This window comes from Amycolatopsis sp. NPDC049159 (assembly GCF_040648295.1).
Lineage (GTDB): Bacteria > Actinomycetota > Actinomycetes > Mycobacteriales > Pseudonocardiaceae > Amycolatopsis > Amycolatopsis pretoriensis_A.
In genome coordinates this window covers 56818-81621 of record NZ_JBEZDL010000026.1, presented here as the reverse complement: position 1 = coordinate 81621, position 24804 = coordinate 56818, and the positions used below count along the sequence as shown (strand labels likewise).

Here is a 24804-nt window from a genome sequence, read left to right as displayed (position 1 = left end):
CGCGTGGGTATGCAGCCCCCGTGGTAGATGCCCTCAGACCGTTCCGGCATCCGGCACTTCTCTACCGTGGTGACGCTGAGTACCTCGATGGTGTCATTCCGTTCCTGCTCGAAGGTCTCGACCGCGGCGAGCCCGTGGTCGTCGCGGTTCCCTCGCGCAACCTCCTGCTGGTCGAGAAGGCTTTGGATCGCCGGGCGGGCGAAGTCCGGCTGATCGACTTGAGCCGCGCGGGCCGCAACCCCGGCGCCATCCTGCCTTCCATGCTGCGCGCCCTCGCCGCCGAGCACGAGGGCCCGGTGCGGATCGTCGGCGAGCCGGTCTGGGCCGGCCGCACGGACGCCGAATACCCGGCGTGCGTGGAGCACGAGGCCCTGATGAACCACGCTTTCGCCGGCCGTGAGACGGCGGTGCTGTGCCCGTACGACGTCGAGGCGCTGACCCCGTCGATGCTGGCCGACGCCGAGCGCACCCACTCCGAGCTGTGGGGCCTGGCCGGCCCGTTCGTGAGCCCGCGCTTCGACCCCGACGCCGTCCGGGCGGAGCTGAGCCGCCCGCTGGAGCCGCCACCCGGCGCGGCGGAGCGCACGTTCGACATCGCCCAGCTGGCCGCACTGCGGGGCTACGCGGAGCTCTGGGCGGCCCGTCACGGCCTGCGCCGCCCGCGCCGCGACGACTTCACGCTGGCGATCGCGGAGCTGACGACGAACAGCGTCCTCTACGGCGGCGGCACCGGTGTCCTGCGGCTCTGGGCGGCGGGGGACGAGGTGGTCGGCGAGGTGACCGACGCGGGCACGATCACCGACCCGCTGGCCGGCCGCATCCCGCCCCCGGCGTCGACCCTGGGCGGCCGCGGGCTGCTGCTGGTGAACCGGCTGGCCGACCTGGTCCGCACGTACTGGGTCCCGGGCCGCACGACGACCCGGGTCCACTTCCGCTGCGGCTGACACCGGACCCTGCCGGGGCGGCCTGCGTCAGTCCGCGCGGGGGACGTGCTTGCCGAGGAAGCTGATCAGGCTCGGGACCACCGTCCGGTTGAACGGGTCGCCGTGCTTGCCGTGCGCGGTGTGGGCGACCGCCGGGCGGGCCGCGTCGATGTAGCGGCGGACGCCGGTGATGAACGAGTCCTCCGTGCCGCACCAGATGCCGTTGGCGACGCCCTTGGTCTCGTCGATGTGGCGCAGCGGGTCCAGCGCCGTCCAGTCCTGCACGTCGGGGAAGATGTGGCGCTTGGCCATCTCCGGCCACGACGTGATCAGCGCCGGGGCCAGCGTCGCCACCGCGGCCGGCGGCTGGCGCCGTTCGACGCGGCGCCGGGTGTAGACCAGGGCGCCGAAACCGCCCATCGAGACGCCCGTGCACGCGAACGGCAGGCCGGCCGGGCCGGCGAAGCCGCGGGCCCGCAGCCACTGCGGGACCTCCTCCAGCAGCATCGCCATCGGGTCGTCGCCCGGGTGGACCTGGTGCCAGTAGTTGTCGCCGCCGTCGACGGCCACGAAGCCGAACGACGGGACCGCCTTGCGGGCGACGTCGCTGGCGAGCTGCTTGAGCGTGCCGGTCGGGGCCGCGCTGCGGGCGTTGCCGTGCAGGCCGTGCAGCACGAGCGACATCGGCAGCCCCTTCGGCGGGGTCTTCGACGGCAGGATGAACACCAGGTCGACCATCCGGCCGCGCGCGGCGGAGTAGACGCGCTCCACGCGGGTGCTGCCCAGCTGGGTCGTCGGGTTCGACGACGTCACGCCCAGCGTGCGCTGCAGGGCCTGGCTGAACGGCAGCTTGCCGGTCGCCGTGCCCACGGCCAGCCCGGTCACGGCCAGCCCCGACGCACCCGCGATCAGCACCGAGCGGCGGCTCAGCCAGCGCCGCGCGCCCTGGACCGCCGCCTCCGCGACCGCCTTCGCGGGCTGCGGCTGGTCCCCACCGCCCGCGCGCTCCGCGTCCCCGTTTTCCTCGTTCACCTGTCTCCGTCCCCCGCCTGCTGCTCATAGGACGCCGCGCACCCGCTCCGCGTTCCCCTCGCGTCCCGCTCGCCGGGTTAGTCGTTCCCACCCTGCCCGGCGTTTCCGGTCCTCGCGCGCCAAGCCGCCTTCGCGGCATCGGCCGAGCGCCCGGCCCGGTCCACAGTGTCCCCGAGACCCACCGCGAGGGTGATGCCGAGGGGTATCAAAATGTGGTCTATGCCCTGTTCGCCGGGCCCGAAGTGCCCGGACGCCTCCAGGGTGACGAAGCCGTGCAGCGCGCTCCACAGCTGGGCGGCCGCCTGGTACTTGTCCGCGGGCCGGAAGCGCCCGGCCTCGATGGCCCGTTCGGTGGCCCGGACGATGTGCTCGAAGGCCTCCAGGCCCTCCGGAGCGGCTTCCCGGCCTTCTTCGGTGGTGAGGTCGGACAGCGTCGCCCGCTTGCCGCCCGGGGCGGACTGGCCGAACGTGACCGCGAACAGCTGGGGCTGCTCGGCGACCGCCTGCCGGTAGGTGCGGGCGAGGCTGAAGATGTCCGCCACCGGGTCGTCGGTCTCGCCGACCCCGGCCAGCCACTCCGAAAGCCGCAGGAAGCCGGCGCGCGCGACCTCGTCGACCAGCGCGGCCATGCCGCCGAAGTGCGTGTACACCGCCATCGTCGAGACGCCGACCTCCGCCGCCAGCTTGCGGGCCTGCAGGGTCTCCGGGCCGCCGTCGTCGAGCAGCCGGATGGCCGCCTCGACGAGCTTGGCCTTGACGTCGGACGCACGCGGTTTGGGACTCATGCTTGCCAGTATTCCATAACCCTGTTATACCTGTACTCATAACCGAGTTATGGAAGGCGCGGAGGGGTCACGCAATGGGCAACAAGTTCCTCGAAGGAAACTTCGCCCCGGTCAGCCGGGAGCACACGATCACCGAGCTCGCCGTCACCGGGCGGATCCCCGACTTCCTCGACGGCCGCTACCTGCGCAACGGCCCCAACCCGCTGTCCGAAGTGGATCCGGCGGCCTACCACTGGTTCATGGGCGACGGGATGGTCCACGGCGTGCGCCTGCGCGACGGCAAGGCCGAGTGGTACCGCAACCGCTGGGTGCGCAACGAGTCGGTGACGGCGACGCTGAACGGCGAAGACGCGAGCCGGTACTGCGGCCTGGACGCGCTCGGCGCCAACACGAACGTGATCGGCCACGCCGGCAAGACGCTCGCGCTGGTCGAGGCGGGCGCGCCGATCTACGAGCTGACCGACGAGCTCGACACCGTCGGCCGCTGCGACTTCGACGGCACGCTCCCCGGCGGCTACACCGCCCACCCCAAGCGCGACCCGCGCACCGGCGAGCTGCACGCCGTCTCGTACTTCTTCGGCATGGGCAACAAGGTCCAGTACTCGGTGATCGACGCGGCCGGCCGCACGCGCCGCGTGGTCGACGTCGAGGTCACCGGGTCACCGATGATGCACGACTTCTCGCTGACCGAGAAGTACGTCGTGTTCTACGACCTGCCGGTGACGTTCAACGCCCGGATGGCGGTGGCCGCCAACGTGCCGAGCGCGCTGCGCACCCCGGCGAAGCTGGTGCTTTCGGCGGTGGTCGGCAAGGTCCGCGTGCCGGACCCGGTGTCGGCGATGATGGCGAGCAAGATCGGCGCGAACGGCGGCCTGCCCTACCGCTGGAACGAGAAGTACCCGGCGCGGATCGGCGTCATGCCGCGGGACGGCCAGAGCCGCGACGTCCGCTGGTTCGACGTCGAGCCGTGCTACGTCTTCCACCCGCTCAACGCCCACGACGACGGCGACAGCGTCGTGCTGGACGTCGTGCGCCACCCGAAGATGTTCGACCAAGAGCTGCACGGCCCCGGCGAAGGCGGCCCGACGCTCGACCGCTGGACCGTGGACCTCAACGCGGGCAAGGTCCTGGAGGAACGGCTCGACGACCGCGGCCAGGAGTTCCCGCGCGTCGACGAGCGGCTCGTCGGCCGCCCTCACCGCTACGGCTACGCGGTCTCGACCGACGGCGAAGCGAACCCGGGCAACTCCCTGTTCAAGCACGACTTCCGCACCGGTTCCCGCCAGGAGCGGGCGTTCGGCGACGGCCGTCAGCCCGGTGAGTTCGTGTTCGTGCCCTGCCACGAAGACGCGGCCGAGGACGACGGCGTGCTGATGGGTTTCGTCTACGACCCGGCGTCCCAGCGCAGCGACCTGACGGTGCTCGACGCGGGAACCCTGGAGACGGTGGCGGCGATCCACCTGCCCGACCGCGTGCCCCACGGCTTCCACGGCAACTGGGTCGCCTCCTAGACCAGGCGGCGTCAGACCAGAACGCGGTGGTCGCCGGTGTAGAGGTTCATCGAGTCGCCGCGCAGGAAGCCGATGAGCGTCATGCCGTTCTCCTCGGCCAGCTCGACCGCCAGTGACGACGGCGCGGACACCGCGGCCAGCAGTCCGATGCCCGCCATCGCGGCCTTCTGCACCAGCTCGAACGACGCGCGCCCGGACACCAGGAGGCCGTGGCCCGGCGCGGGGATGCGGTCTTCGAGGACGGCCCAGCCGAGCACCTTGTCGACCGCGTTGTGCCGGCCGACGTCTTCGCGGACGACCGCGAGGTCGCCGTCCGGGGTGAACAGCGCCGCCGCGTGCAGGCCGCCGGTGCTGGCGAACACCTTCTGCCGGGCGCGCAGCGCGTCCGGCAGGGCGGCCAGCGTCCCGGTCTTCACGGCGAAGGCCGCTTCGGCGGGGGAGAAGCGGGTCTTGAGCTTGACCGCGTCGAGCGCGGCCTTGCCGCAGACACCACACGAAGAGGTGGTGTAGAAGTTGCGCTCGACGCCGGTGTCCGGCGGGGCCACCCCGGCGGCCAGCGCGATGTCGAGGACGTTGTAGGTGTTGCGGCCCTGGTCGTCGACGCCGTCGCAGTAGCGCGCCACCGCGATGTCTTCACGGCCACCGATCACGCCTTCCGACAGCAGGAAGCCGTGGGCCAGCTCGACGTCGTTGCCCGGGGTGCGCATGGTGACGGCCAGCGCCTTGCCGCCGACCCGCAGCTCCAGGGGCTCTTCGGCGGCGAGCGCGTCGGGGCGGCGCCGGTCCCCGGTCGCGGAAATCCGCCGCACCGGCCTGCGCACGGTCACCCTGCCCATCTGCACACCTTTCGCCGCCCGAAAGTTCGACACCCGTATGGTGCAACACCGGGTATTTAGTAATACATTCCCTCCATCATCCCCAGAGTACGGAGGGAACCGATGGCTCTCGGCTTCCTGGACCGATCCCGGATCGTGGCACCGCCGACGTGGACGCGCTGGCTGGTGCCGCCGGCGGCCCTCTCGGTGCACCTGTCGATCGGGCAGGCCTACGCGTGGAGCGTGTTCAAGTCCCCGCTCGAGAAGACGATGCACCTGAACGGTACGCAGAGCTCGCTGCCGTTCCAGCTCGGCATCGTCATGCTCGGGCTGTCCGCGGCCTTCGGCGGCACGCTCGTGGAGAAGAACGGCCCGCGCTGGGCCATGTTCGTCTCGATGTGCTGCTTCGCCACCGGGTTCCTCGTCTCCGCCCTCGGCGTGGCGACCGGGCAGTTCTGGCTGGTCGTCCTCGGCTACGGCGGGATCGGCGGCGTCGGGCTCGGCATCGGCTACATCTCGCCGGTGTCCACGCTGATCAAGTGGTTCCCGGACCGGCCGGGCATGGCCACCGGCATCGCGATCATGGGCTTCGGCGGCGGTGCGCTGATCGCGACACCATGGTCGTCGTCGATGCTCGGCACTTCGCCGACCACCGGCACCATCGCGACGGCTTTCCTGATCCACGGCGTCGTCTACGCGGTGTTCATGTCGATGGGGTGGCTCCTCGTGCGCGTCCCGGCCAACGACTGGAAGCCGGACGGCTGGGAGCCGAAGACCGATCACGGCAAGGCGATGATCAGCACCGCGAACGTCTCGGCCGCCAACGCGATCAAGACGCCGCAGTTCTGGTGCCTGTGGGTCATCCTGTGCTTCAACGTCACCGCGGGCATCGGGATCCTGGAGAAGGCGTCGCCGATGCTCAGGGACTTCTTCTTTTCCGAGAACACCTCGACACCAGCCGCCCTGGCTTCGGCGACCGGGTTCGTCGCGCTGCTGTCACTGTTCAACATGCTCGGCCGGTTCGTCTGGTCGTCCACTTCGGACCTGGTCGGGCGCAAGAACATCTACCGCACCTACCTCGGCGCCGGCGCGGTGCTGTACCTGGTGATCGCGCTCACGGAGAACTCGTCGAAGCTCGTGTTCATCCTGTGCGCGATGGTGATCCTGTCCTTCTACGGCGGCGGGTTCGCGACGGTCCCGGCGTACCTGAAGGACCTCTTCGGCACCTACCAGGTCGGCGCGATCCACGGCAGGCTGCTCACCGCGTGGTCGGTGGCCGGCGTGCTCGGCCCGCTGATCGTCAACCGGATCGCCGACAGCCAGAAGGCGGCGGGCAAGTCCGGCCCGGCGCTGTACGAGCTGTCCTTCTACATCATGATCGGCCTGCTGGTGGTCGGCTTCGTGGCGAACGAGCTGGTCCGGCCGGTCAAGGAGAAGTACCACGAGCCGGTCGCCGCGGCCGCGAGGAGTGAGGCGTGATGAGCGAGCCTTCGACGTCGAAGCCCAACCGGGTGCCGCTGATCGTGCTGACCTGGGCGTGGGTCGTGCTGCCGTTCGGGTACGGCGTGTACCAGCTGTTCCTGAAGCTGGTACAGCTCTTCGGATGAGCAACGGAGTTCTCGTCACCGGCGCTTCCCGCGGCATCGGGCGCGCGGTGGCCACGGCGTTCGCGGCGCGGGGTGACCGGGTGGCCGTCCACTACGGACACCGCGCCGCGGATGCCGAAGAAACGCTTTCGCGCCTGTCCGGCTCGGGGCACCTGCTGGTCAGCGGCGATCTCGCCGACCCGGAGGCGGCGCGGCGGATCGCCGACGCCGCCGAGTCCGGGCTCGGCGGCGTCGACGTGCTGGTCAACAACGCCGCCGTCGCGACGTCGGCGGAAACCGCGCACCCGGTCGGCGAAGTGTCCTACGTGGACTGGCAGCGGATCTGGCGGCGCACCCTCGACGTCAACCTCGTGGGCGCCGCCAACCTGAGCTACTGCGTCGCCCGGCACCTCATCGGGCGCGGCGCGCCCGGCCGGATCGTCAACATCGGGTCGCGCGGGGCGTTCAAGGGCGAGCCCGACCACCCGGCGTACGGCGCGAGCAAGGCTGCGCTGCACTCGCTGGGCCAGTCGCTCGCGGTCTCCCTGGCGCCGCACGGCATCTCCGTGACCTCGGTCGCGCCCGGCTTCACCGCCACCGAGCGGGTGGCGGACCGGATCGACGACGCCCTGCGCGCGCAGAGCCCGTTCGGCCGGGTCGGCACGCCCGAAGAGGTCGCCGCGGCCGTCGTCTACCTGGCCTCCGCCGAGGCGACCTGGGCGTCCGGCGCGATCCTCGACCTCAACGGCGCCTCCCACCTGCGCATGTGACCTGCCTCACGCGTGCAGCAGCCGGCGCGCGGGACACGTCGGTAGGGGCGTGCACCCACTGGGCAAGATCGTCGTCTCCGGGCTGGCGCTGGTCGTCTTCTGCGGCACCGCGTACGGCTACGTGAACCTCCAGGCCCTCGACGAGGTCACGCGCGACAGCGTGATCGACGCCGACGGCGGGACCGCCCCCGGGGAGCAGCCCGCCGACGGCTCGCTCGACGTCCTGCTCGTCGGCCGGGACGCCCGCACCGACCCGCAGGGCAAGCCGCTCTCGCCGGACGTGCTGCGGGAACTGCGGGTCGGTCCCAACGGCGACGACCTCACCGACACCCTGATCGTGCTTCGGATCCCGAACGGGACGAAGCAGGTGAAAGCGTTTTCCATCCCGCGCGACAGCTTCGTGTCGATGCCCGGCGGCAAGGGCAAGATCAACGCCGCCTTCGGGCGCGCGAAGGCCGCCGAGGCGCGGCGGCTGCGTACGGCGGGCGAGACCGACAAGGCGAAGATCGACCAGGGCGCCCTCACGGCCGCGCGCCGCGCGACGCGGCAGGCCGTCGAGGACCTCACCGGCGTCAAGATCGACCACTTCGCCGAAGTCAACCTGCTCAGCTTCTCCGAGATCAGCAAGGCGATCGGCGGCGTCGACGTCTGCCTCAACGCGGCCACCCAGGACCGGAACTCGGGCGCGGACTTCCCGGCCGGGCGGCAGCGGATCTCGGGCGCGGACGCGCTCGCCTTCGTCCGGCAGCGCGACAACCTGCGCGGCGGGGACTTCGACCGCGTCCGGCGCCAGCAGGTCTTCCTCGCCGGGCTGGCGAGGCAGGTGCTTTCCGCGGGCACGCTGGGCGACCCGGGGAAGCTCTCGGGCCTCATCGACGCGGTGAAGCGTTCGGTGGTGCTCGACTCGTCGTGGAACCTGCTCGACTTCGTGTCCCAGATGCGCGGGGTCAGCGGCGGCGGCATCCAGTTCGAGACGATCCCCGTCGTCAACCCGGACTACCGCTACGACCCGGCCGACCGCCGGCTGACGGCCGTGCAGGTCGACCCGGCCGCGGTCAAGGCGTTCGCGGCGAACCTGATCGGCCCGGTCGCGCCACCGCCGTCACCGGGCCAGGGGCCGGGGCCCACCGTGGACGTCACCAACGCGGGCCCGCGGGAAGGGCTCGCGGCGCGCGTGTCCGGTGTGCTGCGCGACAAGGGGTTCACCCCCGGCGCGACCGGCAACACGGCCTCGCGCCGGACGTCGGTGGTCCGGTTCGGCGCCGACCTCGCGGACCGGGGCGCCGAGGTGGCGAAGCTGCTGGGCGGGCTGACGACGCAGGAGTCCGCGTCGGTGCCCGCCGGGCACATCGAGGTCGTGCTCGGCACGGTGTACGCGGGCCCCGGCGCGGCCGGCGGCGGGGGTGCCCCGGCCGCCGCCGCCGACCCGATCACGTCGGACGGGGTCGTCTGCGTGAATTGACGGAGCCCGGCGCACGATTCGTGAAATCGCGCGAAATTTTTCCGTGAAGCCGCGCAATGTCGTTTTCCGCCGACCGGACCACGGCGGACCACGCGGGTGAGTGGTCTTGACGCTGCCTGCCTGGTGAGGCAGTGTGCGGTGACCGTCAGCGGCAGCACCGCGAGGCGGACCGGAAAAGATCACCGGACCGGTGGCGAACCGGAAAGTCGATTTCAGGAAATAAGGAAAGTCCGGAACTCATGCGCTTCAGCGTTGCCCGCGGAGGGTGGCTCCTTCCGGTGCTCGCTTCCGCCGTTCTGTGCGCCGGGTGCCAGTCGGCGTCCGCCGCGGCGCACTACCCCGAGTCGATCGACGCCTGCAAGCTGCCCGGCGCGGACACCCGCGACCGGCTGGCCCCGGGCACCGTCGAAGTCCCGCCGGACTCGGTCAAGACGGCCGACGCCAAGGTCGTGCCGCAGGACCGCTCGACCGAGGGCAACGAACTCACCGGCTGCAAGCGCCTGTTCGCCCGCGACCTCGGCGGCGGGAAGCCCAACATGCAGGACTACCGGGTCGTCACGATCGCTGTCGTGCGGTTCACCGACTCCGACACGGCCAACGCCGCGTCCCAGGCCACCCAGCTGATGACCGACGCGCTGGGCGACCACTCGGGCGTCCGGCTCGCGACCGGCGTCGGCGACGAGGCCGGCTTCTCCGAGCAGTGGGCCGCCGTCCGCTCCGGCAACGTCGTACTGGGCATCGCCATCGCCGACGGCGGCACGGAGGCGGCGCTGATCCGCCCGGCGGCCCTCGACGACGTCCAGGCCGTGGTCACCGAGATGACCGGCACCCTGCAGCGCGACTACCGCGGCTGAGAAGCTACGAAAGTGGGCCTTCCATGGCCCGGACGAGGCTCTTCGGGCGCAGATCGGTCCAGTGCTCCGCCACGTAGGCGAGGCAGTCGTTCCGCGACGCGGCCGGGTACGCGGTCGTCCACCCGGCCGGGACCGCCTTGGCCGACGGCCACAGCGAGTGCTGGCCCTCGTCGTTGACCAGGACCAGGAACCGGCCTTCGGGGTCGTCGAACGGATTGCTCATCGGCACTCCTTCAGATCGGTGGCAGGCCGCGGAAGAACTCCCCGTCGCTCTCCGAACGGGGAACCAGCTGGTCCCACCAGGTCGCGGCCGGGTCGAACCGCGCGAAGAACGGGCGGCCGACCAAGTTCTCGTCGCGGGCGCGAAGCAGCTGGAGGACGAAGACCCGCTCGGCGCCGAGGTCGGCCACGCCCGAGACGAGGACCTTCCCGAGCGAGGTGGACATGACCGGCCCGCGGGCGGTGCGGCCCAGGCCGCTCACCCGCCGGACGGCCGCGTGGTGGATGTCGACGGCGCGGGCCAGCGGCACCTGGTAGTACTCCCGCGCCCCGGTGTCCCGCTCCACGAACAGGTAGTAGGGCACGATCGAGAGGCTCACCTCGTCCTGCCACAGCGTCGCCCAGGTGGCGGCGTCGTCGTTCACGTGCCGGATCAGCGGCGCCTGTGAGCGCAGGACCGCGCCGGTCGCCAGCAGCCGTTCGACGGCCTGCCGGGCCGGCTTCGTGGCGAGTTCGCGCGGGTGGGACAAGTGCAGCATCAGCGCCAGGTGGCGACCGGACCGCACCACCCGCTCGAAGAGGCGGAGCAGGTGGTCGCCGTCCGGCGCGTCGAGGAACCGGTACGGCCAGAACGACAGGGCCTTGGTGCCGATGCGGATGGTGCGCACGTGTGCGTAGTCCGGCGCCAGCAGCGGCTCGAGGTAGCGGGCCAGCAGTTCGGTCCGCATGACCAGCGGGTCGCCACCGGTGATGAGCACGTCGGTGACTTCGGGGTGCCGGTCCAGGTACGCGGTCATCTCGCCGGGGTCGCCGAGGGCGAACCGCAGATCCGGCCGTCCGACGAACTGCGCCCAGCGGAAGCAGTAACCGCAGTAGCTGTGGCACGTCTGGCCCTGGCGGGGGAAGACCAGCACGGTGTCCCGGTACTTGTGCTGGATCCCGGTGCCGCCCGGGCCGTCGAGGCCCGGCAAGTTGCGGGTCAGCTGGTCGCCGGGGTGGGGGTTGAGGCGGTCCCGGACGTCGTCGACGACCTTCCTCAGCTGTGCGCAGTCCCCGGCGCGGAGCACGTCGGCCACCGCGGCGAAGTCCCCGGGGCCGAGCATGTCCCGGTGCGGCAGGGTCATCCGGTAGATCGGGTCCCCGGCCGGGTCGGTCCAATCGATCAGCTCGTCGAGCACGTACGAGCTGACCTTGAAGGGCAGCACCTGCGAGACGACCGTGACCGCCTCGGCCAGCTCGGGATCCTTCGTCCGGTCGAGGACGAGGTCCCGGAGCCGCTGCCCGGACAGCACACCGGGCGCCGCGGCGGACCGCTCCGGCGGCGGAAAGCCGCCCTGCGTGACGGAAGACACCTGTGTCACCTCCGAGGCCGGGAAGGGGAGAGCCGGGTCCGGATTTCCGCCGCCAGCGCCCGGACGTGGGGTGGCCGGACCATCGTCATGTGATCACCCGGCACGCGGCCGAGGACCAGCTCGCCGTGGGTGCGCTGCCGCCAGGCGGCCACGTCCACCGGACGGCGGGGTGCCGCGCCCGGATCGTCGGCGAGGAACAGGTGGACGCCGGACCGCAGCCGGTCCGCCGGCCGGTACTCGGCCGCGGCCCGCGCGTTGGCCGTGAACACGGAGATCATCCGGCGCAGCGCGCCGGCCGAGTCGCGCTGGGGCAGCAGGCCCAGCGAGGTGGCCGCTTCGGCCAGGATCGGCAGGCGGCGGCTTTCGCCGAGCGGCAGGAGGGCTTCGGCGTCCAAGCCGAGGTAGCGCGCGAACGTGACCTCGTCCGGTTCCGAGACCGGGGGCGACTCGGATGCACTGTGCCCTCCGCCGTACGCCTGGGAGTCGATCGCGGCGACGAACCCGATCTCCTCGCCTTCCCGCTCCAGGCGGAGCGCGATCTCGAAGGCGACGTTCCCGCCGAACGACCAGCCGGCGATGAAGTAGGGCCCGGCCGGCTGGATCTTCCGGATGTCGGTGAGGTAGCGGCCGGCCATTTCCCCGATCGTCCGCAACGGCTCGCCGTCCGTGCCGGAGCCGACCGCTTCCAGTCCGAAGACGGGACCCGGCCGGCCGAGCTCCCGGGCCAGCGGGAGGTAGCAGGCCACCTCGCCGGACTGGGGATGGACGAGGAACAGCGGTGGGGCGGTGCCCGGCCCCGTGGTGAGCGGCACGGCCAGCGTGGGGGAACCGCGGTGGGCGGCCGGCATCAACGCGGCCATCCGCTCCACCGTCGGGGCGTGGAAGATCGAGCTCAAGGGGAGCCGGACGTCGAACTCCCGGTTCACCAGGTCGATCAGTTCCGCGGCCTTGAGGGAGTGACCGCCGAGGTCGAAGAAATCGTCCCGCGCGTCCACCTGAACGCCGAGCACCTGTTGCCACACGCGCGCCAGGTGGAGTTCTTCGCCGGTGCGGGGGATCGCGCGCGGGCCGGGAAGACCGTTCGACGCGGGATCGGGCAGGCGCTTCCGGTCGATCTTCCCGTTCCGGGTCAGGGGCAGCCGGTCCAAGACGACGTAGCGGCTGGGCACCAGCTGGGCGGGCAGCAAGCCGGCGGCGAAGGAGCGCACGTCGGAGATCGGGCAGGCGGCGTCTTCGAGCACCAGGTAGCCGACCAGCTCGGGGCCGGTACCGGTGTCCCGGACGTCGGCGGCCGCGACCGCGACGGCGGGGTGACGTCCCAGCGTCACGGCCACTTCCCCGAGTTCGACCCGGACCCCGCGCACCTTCACCTGGTCGTCGGTGCGGCCGTGGAACTCCAGCGAGCCGTCGTTGCGCCGGCGTGCGAGGTCGCCGGTCCGGTACATCCGCTCGCCGGGCGGCCCCCAGGGATCGGGCAGGAACGCCGCCGCGGTCGCGGCGGCGTCGCCGAAGTAGCCCCGGGCCAGCCCCGGGCCCGCCAGGTAGAGCTCACCGACGACACCCGTGGGCACCGGGTTCAGGCGGTGGTCGAGGACGTGGCACCGCATGTCCGGGATCGGCCGTCCGATCGGGACCGGTCCGGCCGGGGGCGGGTCGGCCACCCGGTGGAACGTGGCCGTGACGGTGCCTTCGGTCGGGCCGTACTGGTGGACGAACTCCACCTGCGGGCCCAGTGCCCGGGCCGCTTCGGCGAGTTCCCCGGTGAGGAGTTCGCCGCTCACCGAGATCCGCCGGAGGCGGGGCAGGCCGTCCGGGCAGGTGTGGTGGGCCGCGCGGGCGAGCGCGGTCAGCAACGACGGCACGACGGACAGCAGCGCCGTCCCCTGCGCGGCGGCGGCGAGGGTCAGGATCGCGTCGGGGTCCTTGCCGTCCTCGTCGGGCAGGAGCACGAGGTGAGCGCCGGTGAGCAGCGGTCCGAACAGGTCCTTCACCGACGCGTCGAAAGCGGGCGAGGCCGTCCCGAGCACGACGTCGTCCTCGCCCAGCTCGAATTCCCGGTGCAGGAAAGCCAGGTAGTTCAGCGCGCCGCGGTGCGTGGCCGCGATCGCCTTCGGCCGGCCGGTGGACCCGGACGTGAAGTAGATCGCCGCCAGGTTCGACGGCAGGCACGGTACCAGCGGCGGGCGGCGGGGATCGGCCGCGCACTGTCCGATGTGGATGATCTCGATGCCCGGTTCCACGGCAGGCAAGGCGATCCCGGGCTCGGTCAGGAGAAGGGTGGCTTCGCTGGTGCGGACCATGGTGGACAGCCGCTCGGCCGGGAAACCGGGGTCCAGGGGGACGCAGGTCCCGCCGGCGAGGAGAACGCCGAGCGTCGCGGCGATCTGCGCGGGTGAGCGCGGCAGCAGGATCGCCACCCGGAATTCCGGTGCACCACAACGGGAGTGCACGGCCCCGGCGATCGACGTGGCCCACCGTTCGAGCTCCCGGTAGGTCCAGCTCCGGGCGCCGAGGGACACGGCGGTCCGGTCCGGGGTGCGCCCGGCCTGCTCGGCGAACAGGGTGTGCAGGCACTGGTCCGGTGCCGCGGCCCCGAGCGCGCTCGGAGCCGGATCTTCGTTGCGGGGCAGGGGAACTTCGGACACGCGAAGCCCCGGGTTCGCGGCGAACCCCGTGAGCACGCCCCGGTACTGAGCGACGATCCGCTCGATCGTCGCCCGCTCGAAAAGGGCGCTGCGGTACTGGACCGAGCCGCTCAGCTCGTGTCCGTCCACCCCGGCGGTGAACGTGAGGTCGAACTTGACGGCCCGGGTCTCGACGGGCTCTTCGGTCACCGTCAGGCCGGGGAACCCGAGCCGGGGCGGCGGGACGTCCCGGGAGACCAGCAGCACCCGGAAGAGCGGGTGGACCCCGGGCGAGCGCGGTGGGTTGAGGTGTTCCACGACGCGTTCGAACGGCACGTCCTGGTGGGCGTAGGCGTCGAGGTTCGCCGAGTGCACGCGGGCGACCAGGTCGGTGAACCGCGGGTCGTCCGCGGTGCTCGCCCGCAGCACCACGGTGTTCACGAAAAAGCCGACGACGTCGTCGAAGGCGGGGTCGGTCCGCGCGGCGACCGGGGTGCCGACGGGGATGTCGGTGCCGGCGCCGAGCCGGGTGAGCAAGGCCGCAAGCGCGGCGTGGAGGAGCGTGAAGAGCGTGGTCCCCCACGCTTCCGCCAGCTCGCGCAAGTGCCGGTACTCGCGTTCGTCCAGCCGGAACCGGACCGTGCCCCCGTGGTCGCGGTCTTCGCGGCCGGGCCCGCCGGCGTGATCGACCGGGAGCGGGATCTGCGTCGGCAGCTCCTGCAACCGCTTCTCCCAGAAGGCCAGCTGCGCCTCGCCCGGGCCTTGCGGGCGGAGGACCTCCTGCTGCCGGAGGGCGTAGTCGGCGTACTGGACGGGCAACGGGGTGAACCCGGGCGCCCGGCCGCGACCACGCGCGGCATAGGCGGCGGCCAGATCCCGCACCAGCGGGGCGATGGACCACCCGTCGCCGGCGATGTGGTGCAGCAGCAGCAACAGCACGTGGTCAAGGTCGCCGAGCCGGAACAGCCAGACGCGCAGCGGGAGGTCCGCGGCCAGGTCGAACGGTGACCGCGCCGCGTCCGTCACCAGACCGGCGAGCTCGTGCTCGCCGGCCGCCACGACGGTGAACGGCCACGTCGCCGCGGCCGGGGCGACGATTTCCTGGACCGGCGCACCGCCGTGGTCGGGGAACCTGGTCCGGAGGCTCTCGTGCCGGGCGACCACGTCACCGACGGCGGCACGCAGCGCGTCCGGATCGAGTGCGCCCCGGAAACGCAAGGCGAACGGGAGGTTGTAATCGGCGCCGGCACCGGAAAGGCGCTGGAGGAACCACAGCCGCCGCTGCCCCGGGGACAGCGGAAGCTCCGCCGGCCGTGGAGACGGCGTGCGAGCAGCCTGTCTCGCCGGCGAGACGGCGGGGGACAAGGCGGCCACGTGGGCGGTGAAGGCCTCGAGCTCCGAGTTGCGGAAAAGGCTTTCCGGCTGCGCGCTCACCCCGAATTCGGTGCCGACGAGGACCAGCAGCCGCAACGCGGTCAGGGAGTCCCCGCCGAGCCGGAAGAAGTCGTCGCCGGTTCCGGCGGGCCGGTGGAGCACGCGCTCCCAGAGGCCGGCCATCCGCCGGACGTGCGCGGGCAGCCGCTCGTCCCGCGGACCGGGCGCCACCCGCCCGCCGGTCAGCGCGGCCACGTCCACCTTCCCGTTGGGGGTCAGCGGCATGGCGTCCGCCAAGACCAGCCGGTGCGGCCGCAGGGCCGCCGGCAGCGTGTCGCGGATCCATCGGCGCAGCTCCTCTTCCAGCTCCGCGTGGTCGTCCCGCGCCGGGCGCACCACCGCGACGAGCCGCCGGTCGCCGGGCCCGGCGTCCTCGACGAGCACCCGGGCGGACGAGACACCGGCGTGCGCCCGCAACGCGGCCTCGAGCTCCCCCGTCTCGATCCGGACACCCCGGATTTTGACCTGCTGATCACGGCGTTCCACGAAGTCGACGGTGCCGTCGGGGAGGAGGCGGCCGAAGTCGCCGGTCGCGTACCTCCGCCGCCCGGGACGCGCGGGGTCGGCCACGAAGCGCTCCGCGGTCCGCGCGGGATCGCCGAGGTACCCGCGAGCCACGCCGCTGCCGCCGACGAAGATTTCGCCGACGTGGCCGGGTTTCGCGGGTGTCCCGTCCGCGTCGAGCACGGCCAGCGAGCCGCCGGCCGTCGCGTGGCCGATGGGCACCGAGCCCCGTGGGCTCCGGGCGGCGAGCGGCCCGCACGCGGCGACCACCGTCGTCTCGGTCGGGCCGTAGAGGTGCCACCGGACCTGTCCGGCGGGATCGCCGAGGCGGTCCACGGCAGCGGGGTCCAGCACGTCCCCGCCGATCATGAGCTGACGCAGCCGGCGCAGCGCCTCGCGGCTGCGCGGGTGCCGCGTCAGCTCGGCGAAGGTGCCGCTGACGACCAACGCGACGGTGGCCCGTTCGAACAGGTCCGCGTACTGGTCCGGACCGGGGGACCGGCCGGACGGGACGACCACGGAAGCGCCGGACAGCAAGGGACACCACAGTTCGAGCACGGCGGCGTCGAACGCGGTCGACGCGTGGTGGGCGACCCGATCGCCCGGTGCCACCGCGAAGGGCTGGTCGGGGTCGGTCAGCCGGCACACCGACGCGTGCTCGATCAGCACGCCCTTCGGCCGGCCCGTCGATCCGGAGGTGTAGATGACGTAGGCGAGGTCTTCGCCGCCGGCCGCCGGGAGCGGCTCGACCGGCTCGGCGGTCCGGGCCGTCCCGATGTCCAAGGCGAGCGCGCCGAACCGGCCGTCGTCGCCCGGGGCGTCGACGACGACGGTCGCGGCGCCGGAGTCACGGAGGAGAGCCGAGGTGCGGGCGAGCGGCCATTCGCCGTCGAGCGGCAGGTAGCAGGCACCGGCTTTGAGCACGCCGAGGGCCGCCTCGGCGAAGCCGATCCCGCGCGGCAGGGAAAGACCCACGACGTCACCCCGGCGAACGCCACGACGGCCCAGGGCCGCGGCGATCCGGTCGGACCGGAGGTCGAGCTCGCCGTAGGTGCACCACCGATCGGCCTCGACCACCGCGAGGCGGTGCGGACCGGCCGCGGCCCGGAGCCGGAACCGTTCGTGGATCGTCGCCGGGCGGCGCTCCGGGGCGCCCGCGGCCGGGAGCGCGGCGGTGTCCGGTGCCGTGGTCACGGCCGTCAGCAGGGCGATGTGGTCTTCACCGATCATCCGGATGTACCGCTCGTCGTACTCGGACTCGTCGTAGTCGATGATCAGGTCCGGATCATCGGGACCGTCCGGGACGTTGACCCTCAAGGCGTACTTGGCGACGGGGTGCGGGACGGCGAGCTTCGCGGCCGGGTGGCCGCCGAACCGCGGCCTGGGGTGGTCCGCACCGCGCGGATCGACGATCACCTGGAACAGCGGGGTTTCGGCGCCGCTTCGGGGGACACCGGCGAGCCGGACCACCTCGCTGAACGGCAGGCGTTCGTGCTCGATCGCACCGAACAGCGCTTCCACCGCTTCCGTGAGCACCGACGCCAGAGTGGCGCCGGGTGCGATCCGGACGCGCACGGGCAGCGGGTTCGTGAACAGGCCGACCGACCGCTCCGAGCCCGGTTCGCCCCGGTTCGCCGCCGGAACGCCGAGCACGACGTCGGACGTGCCGAGGTGGCGCGCCAGGGTCACGGCGAACGCGCCCAGGTGGGCGGCGAAGGGGGTGACGCCGAGGTCGCGGGCGACCGCGGCCAGTTCGCCGACGAGAGCCGGTGACACGGGGAGCACCAGCCGGTTCGCCGGCCGCTGGGCCTCGGGCGCACGGCCGCGGACAGCGGGCAACGCGCTCCGCGCGGGTGCGTCCGCCAAGGTTCGCTTCCAGAATTCGCGGTGACCCCGCGCGCCGGCCGACCACCGGCGTTCGGCGGCCGCGAACACGCGGTAGCCCGGGCCCGCGGGGTCCAGGGATCCGCCGCGCAGCAAGCGGTCCCACTCGTCGAAGAGCACCCTCGACGACCAGCCGTCGGCGATCAGGTGGTGGCACAGGAGAGCCAGGTAGGTCACCCGGCCGGTCCCGCCCACCAGGCAGCGCCACAGCGGCGGGCGGTCGAGGGCGAACGGGACCGCGACCGCCTCGGCGACCCGATCGCGGAACTCCCCCTCGTGGTCGCCGCCGGGGGACAAGCCGACCCACTGCGGCTCGGCCACGCACTCCGGGTGGATCCGCTGCCACAGACCGGCTTCGTCGAGCTCGAACGTCGTGCGCAGGGCTTCGTGCCGCTCGACGAGCACCCGCAGCGTCGAGCGCAGCTCGGCCGTGCCGAGGTCGCCGTCGATCCGGAGCACCTCCGGCATGGTGTACGCCGCCGCTTCGCCGCCGACGGCTTCGCCGAGCCACAACTGGGTTTGCAGTGCCGAGGCGGGAACCCGGGAATCGGATCTGGTGGTGCCCATGGGAAATCTCTACCGTGGGCCGGCGAGTCCGGGCAACGGCCGCGATCCGCCCGGGAGCCGGTCTCCCGGTGGTAGCGTCGCCCGCGGCGCGATCGCCGCGCAGGAAAGAAAACCCGGAAGACGTCGCTGCCCGCGTCCACGGAGCAGTTCCCGGCGCGAGCGCTGCCGATCGCTTCTCCGGTGAGACCACGCAGCCAGCCGAGCCATCGGGGGGAACCGTGCCGCAGGACCCAAGACACGAGCTCGAAGCCACCGTCGCGCGCATCTGGCAGGACGTCCTCGACGTGCCGTCGGTCGGAACCGGGGACCACTTCTTCAAGCTGGGCGGGCATTCCCTGCAGGCGATGACGGTGATCGTGCGTGTTCGCAACGAGATCGGCGGCCGGGTCGGGCTCGCCGACATCCTCCGGGCGCCCGTGCTCGGCGAGTTCGTCGAACTCGTTTCCACCCGGACGAACCACTCGTCCGGCGTCGCGGTGGAAGAGGCTCCCTGATGGTGACCCGGGCACCGCGAAGCGCCGCGTCGGCGACGCCTGCGACCGAGGCCATGCGCCGGTTGTTCCTGCACCAGGACGGCTTCGCGATCGCCACCGCCTTCAGCGGGCTCGACGCCGCCGGTGCGCTCGAGCCGGTGCTGGCGGGCCGGGCCGTGTCCCTGGGTGACATGGCAGCCGGCACGGCGTCGTACCCGGCCGTGCTGGCGTTCGTCCGGGCCGGCGAGTCCGCGGGGTGGCTGCGGGTGGGGCCCGGGTGGCCGGGCCCGGGCACGCCGGTTTCGCTGGCCGCGGCGATGGCGGGCGGGGCGCCGCTGACCGAACTCTACGTCGCGAGCCACCGTCAGGTCGCGGACCGGCTCCGGGACGCCGACTGGGCCGACGACGACAGCGTGGTTTCCGCGGCCGCGGAAACCCTGGCCGGTCTCGAGGCGGCTCGCACCCGGGTGCACCGGAGCGGGGCGCTGACCGAAGCGGAGCGGACGATCGCCGGCTTCCACCTGGAAGGTCTCGTGGCGGCGGTGGTGCTGCCCAGGCTCGCGGCGCGGACCGGGGAAGACCCGCCCGGACCGGCGTATTCGAGTGTGCTCCGGTTCCTGGGTTTCGAAGACGGCAGGGACGGACCGACCCGGCTCGGTGAAGCCGGGACCTTCTTCCGGCCCGTCTACGGGCTCATCGGCTCCTACGCGCGGTCGCTGCTGGCCTTCCCGGACTGGCTGCGGGCCACCGCCCCGATCACCCCGGCCCGGGTCAACGACCTGGTGGACCGGCGCCTCAACGTGCTCGCCAGCGGTGCGGCGCACAAGTCCTACTTCGCGACGGCCGACCAGCTCGTCCGCCGGTTGTTCGACGAGGCGCCGCCGGCCGCGCAGCCCCGCGCCATCGTGGACGTCGGCTGCGGGGACGGCTCGTGGCTGCGGCGGACGTACGAGACGATCGTCCGGACGACCACGCGGGGAAAGAACCTGGAGCGCTTCCCGCTCGGCCTGGTCGGTGTCGACGTCGACCGCCGTGCGCTCGACGTCGCACGGACCGAGTCGGCCGGGTGGCCCGCCATCTTCGTCGAAGGGGATGTCGGGGCACCGCGGCGGATCTGCTCGGACGTCGCGGCCGCGACCGGCTACGACCCCGAAGAGGTGCTGCACGTCCGGGCGTTCGTCGACCACAACCGGCGCATCCTCGCCGAAAGCGTTCCCGGAATTCGGCCCGCTCCGGCGGCCGTGTCGGCGCCGGTGTGCACCGATGACGCGGGACGGCTGGTGGCGCCCGAAGCACTCGAGGAAAGCTGGCGGGAGCACTACGCCGGCTGGCGCGCCGCTTCCGCCCGCCACGGCATGGTCGTCGTCGAGGGGCACGTTCTGCCGCCCGCGGAAATCCTGAGCCGCCGGGGAAGCGTGCACGCGCTGGCCTTCGAGCTCTACCACAGCCTGTCCGGGCAGTCGCCCCTCGACTGGCCCGGCTACCAGCGCGTGGTCCGGAGTGCCGGGCTCCGGACCACGACCGCGCCGAGCACCTACCCGCGCCACCACGTCCCGGCGACCAGCATCCAGCACCTGGTGGCCGACAGCTGAAAGGGGACTGCCCGTGAGCGACGCCGAGGCCGGATTCCGCCGCCGGGTGTTCGAGATCGCCGCCGAGGCGCTCGAATGCGAATCGGTCCGCGGGAGCGAGAACTTCTTCGAGCGCGGCGGCGATTCGATGACGATCGTGCGGTTCTGCGACGGTGTCGAGCAGTCCCTCGGGGTGCCGGTGCCGCTGGACCTGGCTTGGGACAGCCCGGATTTCGCGTCCCTCGCCGAAGCGGTCGAGCGCCGCGCGGAGTCCGCACGGACGAGCTCGTAGGGCCGGCCGGACGTGCCGGCACAGGACACCGGGCGGGCGAGCGGCCTACAGCGGCAGGTGTGGCTCCAGCAGCAACTGGCGCCGGACTCGGCCATCTACCACATCGTGGCCTCGGTCCGGCTCGACGGCGAACTCGACATCGCGACGCTGGAGCGGGCGTTGCACACGCTCGAGCGGAGCCAGCGGGTGCTGCGGACCGGCTTCGAGTTCTCCGGTGGAGACGTGCTGGCTTTCACCGCCGAAGCGCGTTGCCGCCCGCTGGAAGTGCGGCACGTACCCGCCGGAGCTCCCGTCCCCGCGGTGATCCGGGCCGCCGCGCTGGACTTCGGCGGTGCTCCCCTCGACATCGGCGCCGGATCCCCGTGGCGGTACACGCTGTTGCGCGTTTCCGCGGAGCGGCACGTGCTGCTCCTGGTCTTCCACAACATCACCGTCGACGGCCTGTCGGTGCACCTCCTGGTCGACCTGCTCGCCCGGCTCTACACGGAAGGGACGCGGGCCGGGCCGGTGGCCGATCGCACGGTCCTCGCCGCGCGGCCGTCGCGACCGTCGGTGTCCTGGCGGGAAATGTTCCGCGGCTTCCCCGGCGCCACGGTGCTGCCCGGCATGACGAGCGAAGCCGGGGAAGACGACTTCCGTGGCTGGGCGCGCGAAGTGCGCTACCCGGCGGTGACCGCCGGCCGCCTGCGGGAGCTGGCCGCCCGGACCCGGGCCACCCCGCAGGCCATCGTGCTTTCGTGCGTCGTCAGGCAGGTGGCGCTGAGCGCCGGCACGGCGGACGTCGTGCTGGGGGTGCCCGTGTCGGACCGGGGTTCCGGCGGCATCCGGCCCGACGCGCTGGGGGTGTTCGCCGGCGACGTGCCGGTCCGGTTCACGCTGCGGCGGCCCGGCTCCCCGGTCGAGTCCCTGCTGGACGTCCGGCAGCGGATGATCGAGGTGCTGAGCAGGCGGTCAGCCGATCCCGAAGCGATCTGGCGGGATCTCCGCGCGGTCGAACCGGGTTTCGTCGGCCGTGCCTTCGACATCTCGTTCGGCTGGTGGTCACCCGGTCCGATCGCCCGGTTCGCCGCGCTGGAATCCCGGTGGGAGCTGGAGTTCGGCGGGCACGCCGAGCCGGCCTTGGTCGTGCAGCTCGGCACGCCGGAGGGCGAGCTGCGAGGGCGGCTCAGAGGGCGGTGCGGCCGGCGGGGATCGTTCGACGCGGACGCGTTCGCGGCGGGTGTCGGCGACCGGCTCGGCGAACTCCTGTCCCGGCGGGACGGTTCCGCTGACGGCGAACCGGGCCGCCGCCGCTGATCGGCCCCGGCATACTGCCGGAGCGGCCGTTGCGGTCCGGCGAGAGCACGGCGGGCCGCTGTCGGGAGGGAAGCTTTGCCGGGACGCACGCGCCGCGAACGGGGTGGGCTGTGGCGCCACCGCGACTTCCGCCTGCTGTGGGCGGGCGAGACGACCAGCAAGCTGGGCAGCAACGTGACGACGGTGGCACTGCCCCTGGTCGCCGTGCTCGCGTTGCACGCGGGCCCGTTCACCGTGGGCCTGATCGCCGCCGCCGTCTGGGTGCCGTGGCTGGTGTTCGGCCTGCCCGCCGGGGCGTGGGTCGACCGCCTGCCACACCGGCCGGTGATGCTCCTCTGCGACCTCGTCTCCGCGGCGGCGTTCCTCAGCGTCCCGGCCGCGGCCTGGCTCGGCCGGCTGACCGTCGGCCACCTGGTGGCGGTGGCCCTGCTCACCGGGACGTGCAGCGTGCTGTTCACCACGGCCTACCGGGTGTACCTGCCGGTGCTCGTGCCCGCCGCCGACCTGCCGGAGGGGAACGCGAAGCTGCAGGGCAGCGAATCCGTCGCGCAGATCGCCGGACGTGGTCTGGCCGGCCTGATCGCGCAAGGCGTCGGACCGGTGTCCGCTTTGCTCGTCGACGCGGCCACCTTCCTGGTGTCCGCGGTGTGCTTGCGGGCGATCCGCACGCAAGAGCCGCCTCGGCCGGTCGCCCCGCGGGGCACGACGTTGCGGCAGGAGATCGCCACCGGGCTCCGATGGGTCGTCCGTGACCGGTACCTGCGCCCGCTGGCCCTGTTCAGCGCGGTCGCCAACGTCGCACTGACGGGCTACCAGGCGATCCAGGTCGTGTTCTTCGTGCAGGTGGTGGGTGTTTCCCCGGCGGCGGTGGGGTTCCTGGTGGCGGCCTCGGGCGTCGGCGGGGTGCTGGGCGCGGCCGTCGCGACCTGGCTCGCGCGCCGCTGGGGCACGGCGCGGAGCATGCTGATCTCACTGCTGACCATGGCTCCGCTCGGTTTCCTCATCCCGATGGCCACGGGCGGCCCGGGCCTGATCCTGCCCGCCGTGGGCGGGATCGCCATCGGCGCGGCCGTGGTGGCCGCGAACGTGCTCGCCGCGAGCTTCCGCCAAACCTACCCGCCACGGCCCGTGCAGGGGCGCGTCGTCGCGTTCAGCAGCCTGCTGGCCAACGGTTCCAGTGCGGCGGGCGCGCTGCTCGCCGGTGCGCTGGGGGCGCTGGCCGGGCCGCGGGGCGCGGTGTGGGCGCTGATGGCCGTGCTGCTCGCCGCGACGCTCATCATCGTCGTCAGTCCGATCAGGACGAACCGGAACCTGCCGGCCGCGGCGGTACAGCCGCAAGTGCGTCCGGCATCTTGACAGCGTTTTCCGGGCCGTTCCCGAAAACGTCCGGATTGCTTTCGTTGTGTAGCGAAAATCCGCCGTTTTCCGGCAGCTTGACTCGATCGGACCAACGACGGGGCGATTCCGGTCGGCCGGGCCCACCCCTGAGCTGATCATGCTGGGCGAATCAGGCGAACTGTCGTCCGGTCGGGTTGCCGCGGCGTGATCAACGTGGCTAAGCTCGGGCAGGCCGAGCTGATCGCGGCGTCAGACGGGGAGGGCCCCTGTCGCCGGACGGCGATGGAGTGCTGCCACTCCTCCCGCTGGCTGACAGGCCGGACTGGACCGGGTGCGGGAAACGCGCGCCGGTGGTCCAGCCGAGGATCGATCGAGATCTGCTGTCCCGGGTTCTTGCGGCGCGCGCAGAAATCGTTTTCCGGAGGGGGAGAGCAAAGTGGAGGGGCGAGAGCCTGATCGTCGTGGACCGGTCGTCGAGCGAGTCGCCGCCGAAGGGCGTCGCGACCGCCGGACCGGTTTCAGCTTGCCGGCCAAGGCGAACGTGACCCGGCCGCTCGTGGGGCCGCGTCCGGCCGGTGGCCCGGTCCGGTCCGGACGTCCGCAGCTGTCCAGCCGGCGGCGCCGGAAGTGGCAGACGAGTGACCGCGCGGTCTCGTGCCACTTTTCCGCCGCGCCGGTGTGCTGATCACCGCCGTTCCCTGACTCGGTCTTCCGCTTCGGCTCCTGGTTCACGGGTGCCGGCACCGGGGTTTTCCGTCACGCGCACGCGCGGTCCGCGAAATGCGCTCTCCGTTCGTGGCGCGTCTCCTTGCCCGCGTGAGCGCGGGTCGTTCCCGATATCGGAGTCACGCTCGAAAGTGACCTTTGCCGTGGTAGGTGATTTCGTCATTTCCCACAACAGCACCGACAACACCGGCTTGGCCGGCTGGACGAATCCCACGACCCACCCGGGCATCGTCGTCGGCGCCGACCGGCTGCGCTTACCGGAACAACTGCCCCTGGACGAATGGATCGGGATCGGGCACCGGCTGACGGAAATCTTCGACGCTTCGGCGTGGTGGATCGGCGACTGGCTGGTGTACGGTCAAAGCAAATACCCGGATCGGTACCGGTACGCGATCGCGCAAACCCGGCTCGACTACCAGACGCTCCGGAACTACGCCTGGATCGCGCGGAAGTTCGATCCCGACCGGCGTCGCCGTTCGCTGAGTTTCCAGCACCACGTGGAGGTGGCCGCCCTGCCGGCGGCCGACCAGGACCACTGGCTGCGGCTGGCGGAAAAGTTCGAGTGGTCGAGGAACGACCTCCGGAAACAGGTCAAGGACAGTTACGACCCCGGCGAACGGAAAAGGGTGACGCCGAGCGTCAGCCTGCGCATCGAGCTGAGCGGCGAACGGATGAGCCAGTGGAAGCGGGCGGCGGCGCGGAGCCGGCGCAGCCTCGAGGAGTGGATCCTGGTCAACCTGGACGCGATCGTCGAATGCGGTCCGGAGCGGTGACCTCCGGCGTAGT

At 72.4% G+C, this 24804-nt stretch carries 19 protein-coding genes; 13 read left to right on the top strand and 6 right to left on the bottom strand.

Annotated features, from left to right (window positions below; translation table 11 throughout):
• Nucleotides 1–20: 20 nt before the first annotated feature.
• The gene (locus tag AB0B33_RS38695; RefSeq protein WP_360781398.1) at nt 21–944 is read left to right on the top strand and encodes a sensor histidine kinase; all 924 of its coding nucleotides are present in this window, start codon (nt 21–23) and stop codon (nt 942–944) included.
• 27 nt (nt 945–971) lie between these two features.
• Here AB0B33_RS38695 and AB0B33_RS38690 read toward each other — a convergent pair whose 3' ends face one another.
• Both AB0B33_RS38690 and AB0B33_RS38685 read right to left on the bottom strand, forming a co-directional pair.
• Complete coding sequence (locus AB0B33_RS38690) at nt 972–1853, bottom strand: alpha/beta hydrolase-fold protein (protein WP_247025042.1); 882 nt, start codon at nt 1851–1853, stop codon at nt 972–974.
• A gap of 179 nt (nt 1854–2032) precedes the next feature.
• Complete coding sequence (locus tag AB0B33_RS38685; RefSeq protein WP_360781396.1) at nt 2033–2740, bottom strand: TetR/AcrR family transcriptional regulator; 708 nt, start codon at nt 2738–2740, stop codon at nt 2033–2035.
• A 74-nt stretch (nt 2741–2814) separates the two neighbouring features.
• Between AB0B33_RS38685 and AB0B33_RS38680 the strand changes: the two genes are divergently transcribed.
• Nucleotides 2815–4251, top strand: coding sequence for a carotenoid oxygenase family protein (locus AB0B33_RS38680; protein ID WP_360781394.1), 1437 nt, complete (start codon nt 2815–2817; stop codon nt 4249–4251).
• Between the two features lie 11 nt (nt 4252–4262).
• Here the strand turns inward: AB0B33_RS38680 and fdhD are convergent, their stop codons facing one another.
• Nucleotides 4263–5087, bottom strand: coding sequence for a formate dehydrogenase accessory sulfurtransferase FdhD (gene fdhD / locus AB0B33_RS38675; protein WP_360781392.1), 825 nt, complete (start codon nt 5085–5087; stop codon nt 4263–4265).
• Between the two features lie 102 nt (nt 5088–5189).
• Between fdhD and AB0B33_RS38670 the strand changes: the two genes are divergently transcribed.
• From AB0B33_RS38670 to AB0B33_RS38650, 5 genes are all read left to right on the top strand, one after another.
• Entirely contained in the window at nt 5190–6545 is a 1356-nt protein-coding gene (locus tag AB0B33_RS38670) for an OFA family MFS transporter (RefSeq protein WP_360781390.1), read from the top strand.
• Nucleotides 6545–6673 carry a hypothetical protein gene (locus AB0B33_RS38665; protein ID WP_360781388.1) on the top strand — a complete coding sequence of 43 codons (129 nt, stop codon included), beginning with the start codon at nt 6545–6547 and terminating at the stop codon, nt 6671–6673. Before AB0B33_RS38670 ends, AB0B33_RS38665 begins: the two co-directional genes overlap by 1 nt.
• A complete protein-coding gene (locus AB0B33_RS38660) occupies nt 6670–7422 on the top strand; it encodes an SDR family oxidoreductase (protein ID WP_360781386.1) in 753 nt (250 codons plus the stop codon). Before AB0B33_RS38665 ends, AB0B33_RS38660 begins: the two co-directional genes overlap by 4 nt.
• Nucleotides 7423–7471: 49 nt before the next feature.
• Entirely contained in the window at nt 7472–8884 is a 1413-nt protein-coding gene (locus AB0B33_RS38655; protein WP_360781384.1) for an LCP family protein, read from the top strand.
• Between the two features lie 278 nt (nt 8885–9162).
• A complete protein-coding gene (locus AB0B33_RS38650) occupies nt 9163–9738 on the top strand; it encodes a hypothetical protein (RefSeq protein ID WP_360781382.1) in 576 nt (191 codons plus the stop codon).
• A gap of 4 nt (nt 9739–9742) precedes the next feature.
• Here AB0B33_RS38650 and AB0B33_RS38645 read toward each other — a convergent pair whose 3' ends face one another.
• The 3 genes from AB0B33_RS38645 to AB0B33_RS38635 are packed head-to-tail and all read right to left on the bottom strand — an operon-like array spanning nt 9743 to nt 18322.
• Nucleotides 9743–9961, bottom strand: a complete 219-nt coding sequence (locus tag AB0B33_RS38645; RefSeq protein WP_360781380.1) for an MbtH family protein — start codon at nt 9959–9961, stop codon at nt 9743–9745.
• 10 nt (nt 9962–9971) lie between these two features.
• Nucleotides 9972–11309, bottom strand: coding sequence for a lysine 2,3-aminomutase (locus tag AB0B33_RS38640; protein ID WP_360781379.1), 1338 nt, complete (start codon nt 11307–11309; stop codon nt 9972–9974).
• Nucleotides 11310–11314: 5 nt separating this feature from the next.
• On the bottom strand, nt 11315–18322 hold the full coding sequence (locus tag AB0B33_RS38635) for an amino acid adenylation domain-containing protein (protein ID WP_360781377.1): 7008 nt from the start codon (nt 18320–18322) through the stop codon (nt 11315–11317).
• Between the two features lie 218 nt (nt 18323–18540).
• Here AB0B33_RS38635 and AB0B33_RS38630 point away from each other — a divergent pair, with 218 nt between their 5' ends.
• The 6 genes from AB0B33_RS38630 to AB0B33_RS38605 all read left to right on the top strand — a co-directional run bounded on the left by AB0B33_RS38630 (nt 18541) and on the right by AB0B33_RS38605 (nt 24791).
• Complete coding sequence (locus tag AB0B33_RS38630; protein ID WP_360781375.1) at nt 18541–18816, top strand: phosphopantetheine-binding protein; 276 nt, start codon at nt 18541–18543, stop codon at nt 18814–18816.
• A complete protein-coding gene (locus tag AB0B33_RS38625; RefSeq protein WP_360781373.1) occupies nt 18816–20387 on the top strand; it encodes a class I SAM-dependent methyltransferase in 1572 nt (523 codons plus the stop codon). Before AB0B33_RS38630 ends, AB0B33_RS38625 begins: the two co-directional genes overlap by 1 nt.
• Nucleotides 20388–20400: 13 nt before the next feature.
• Entirely contained in the window at nt 20401–20658 is a 258-nt protein-coding gene (locus AB0B33_RS38620) for a phosphopantetheine-binding protein (protein ID WP_360781371.1), read from the top strand.
• A 12-nt stretch (nt 20659–20670) separates the two neighbouring features.
• Nucleotides 20671–21954 carry a condensation domain-containing protein gene (locus tag AB0B33_RS38615; protein WP_360781370.1) on the top strand — a complete coding sequence of 428 codons (1284 nt, stop codon included), beginning with the start codon at nt 20671–20673 and terminating at the stop codon, nt 21952–21954.
• Nucleotides 21955–22029: 75 nt separating this feature from the next.
• Complete coding sequence (locus AB0B33_RS38610; RefSeq protein ID WP_360781369.1) at nt 22030–23310, top strand: MFS transporter; 1281 nt, start codon at nt 22030–22032, stop codon at nt 23308–23310.
• Nucleotides 23311–24026: 716 nt separating this feature from the next.
• Nucleotides 24027–24791 (top strand): LmbU family transcriptional regulator, encoded by a 765-nt coding sequence (locus AB0B33_RS38605; protein WP_360781367.1) that lies wholly within the window; start codon nt 24027–24029, stop codon nt 24789–24791.
• The last annotated feature ends 13 nt before the right edge of the window (nt 24792–24804 follow it).

Coding starts and splice junctions, on each gene's coding strand:
- AB0B33_RS38660 (WP_360781386.1), top strand. CDS start 6,670: ATGAGCAACGGAGTTCTCGTCACCGGCGCTTCCCGCGGCATCGGGCGC.
- AB0B33_RS38635 (WP_360781377.1), bottom strand. CDS start 18,322: ATGGGCACCACCAGATCCGATTCCCGGGTTCCCGCCTCGGCACTGCAA.
- AB0B33_RS38670 (WP_360781390.1), top strand. CDS start 5,190: ATGGCTCTCGGCTTCCTGGACCGATCCCGGATCGTGGCACCGCCGACG.
- AB0B33_RS38645 (WP_360781380.1), bottom strand. CDS start 9,961: ATGAGCAATCCGTTCGACGACCCCGAAGGCCGGTTCCTGGTCCTGGTC.
- AB0B33_RS38680 (WP_360781394.1), top strand. CDS start 2,815: ATGGGCAACAAGTTCCTCGAAGGAAACTTCGCCCCGGTCAGCCGGGAG.
- AB0B33_RS38625 (WP_360781373.1), top strand. CDS start 18,816: ATGGTGACCCGGGCACCGCGAAGCGCCGCGTCGGCGACGCCTGCGACC.
- AB0B33_RS38665 (WP_360781388.1), top strand. CDS start 6,545: ATGAGCGAGCCTTCGACGTCGAAGCCCAACCGGGTGCCGCTGATCGTG.
- fdhD (WP_360781392.1), bottom strand. CDS start 5,087: ATGGGCAGGGTGACCGTGCGCAGGCCGGTGCGGCGGATTTCCGCGACC.
- AB0B33_RS38685 (WP_360781396.1), bottom strand. CDS start 2,740: ATGAGTCCCAAACCGCGTGCGTCCGACGTCAAGGCCAAGCTCGTCGAG.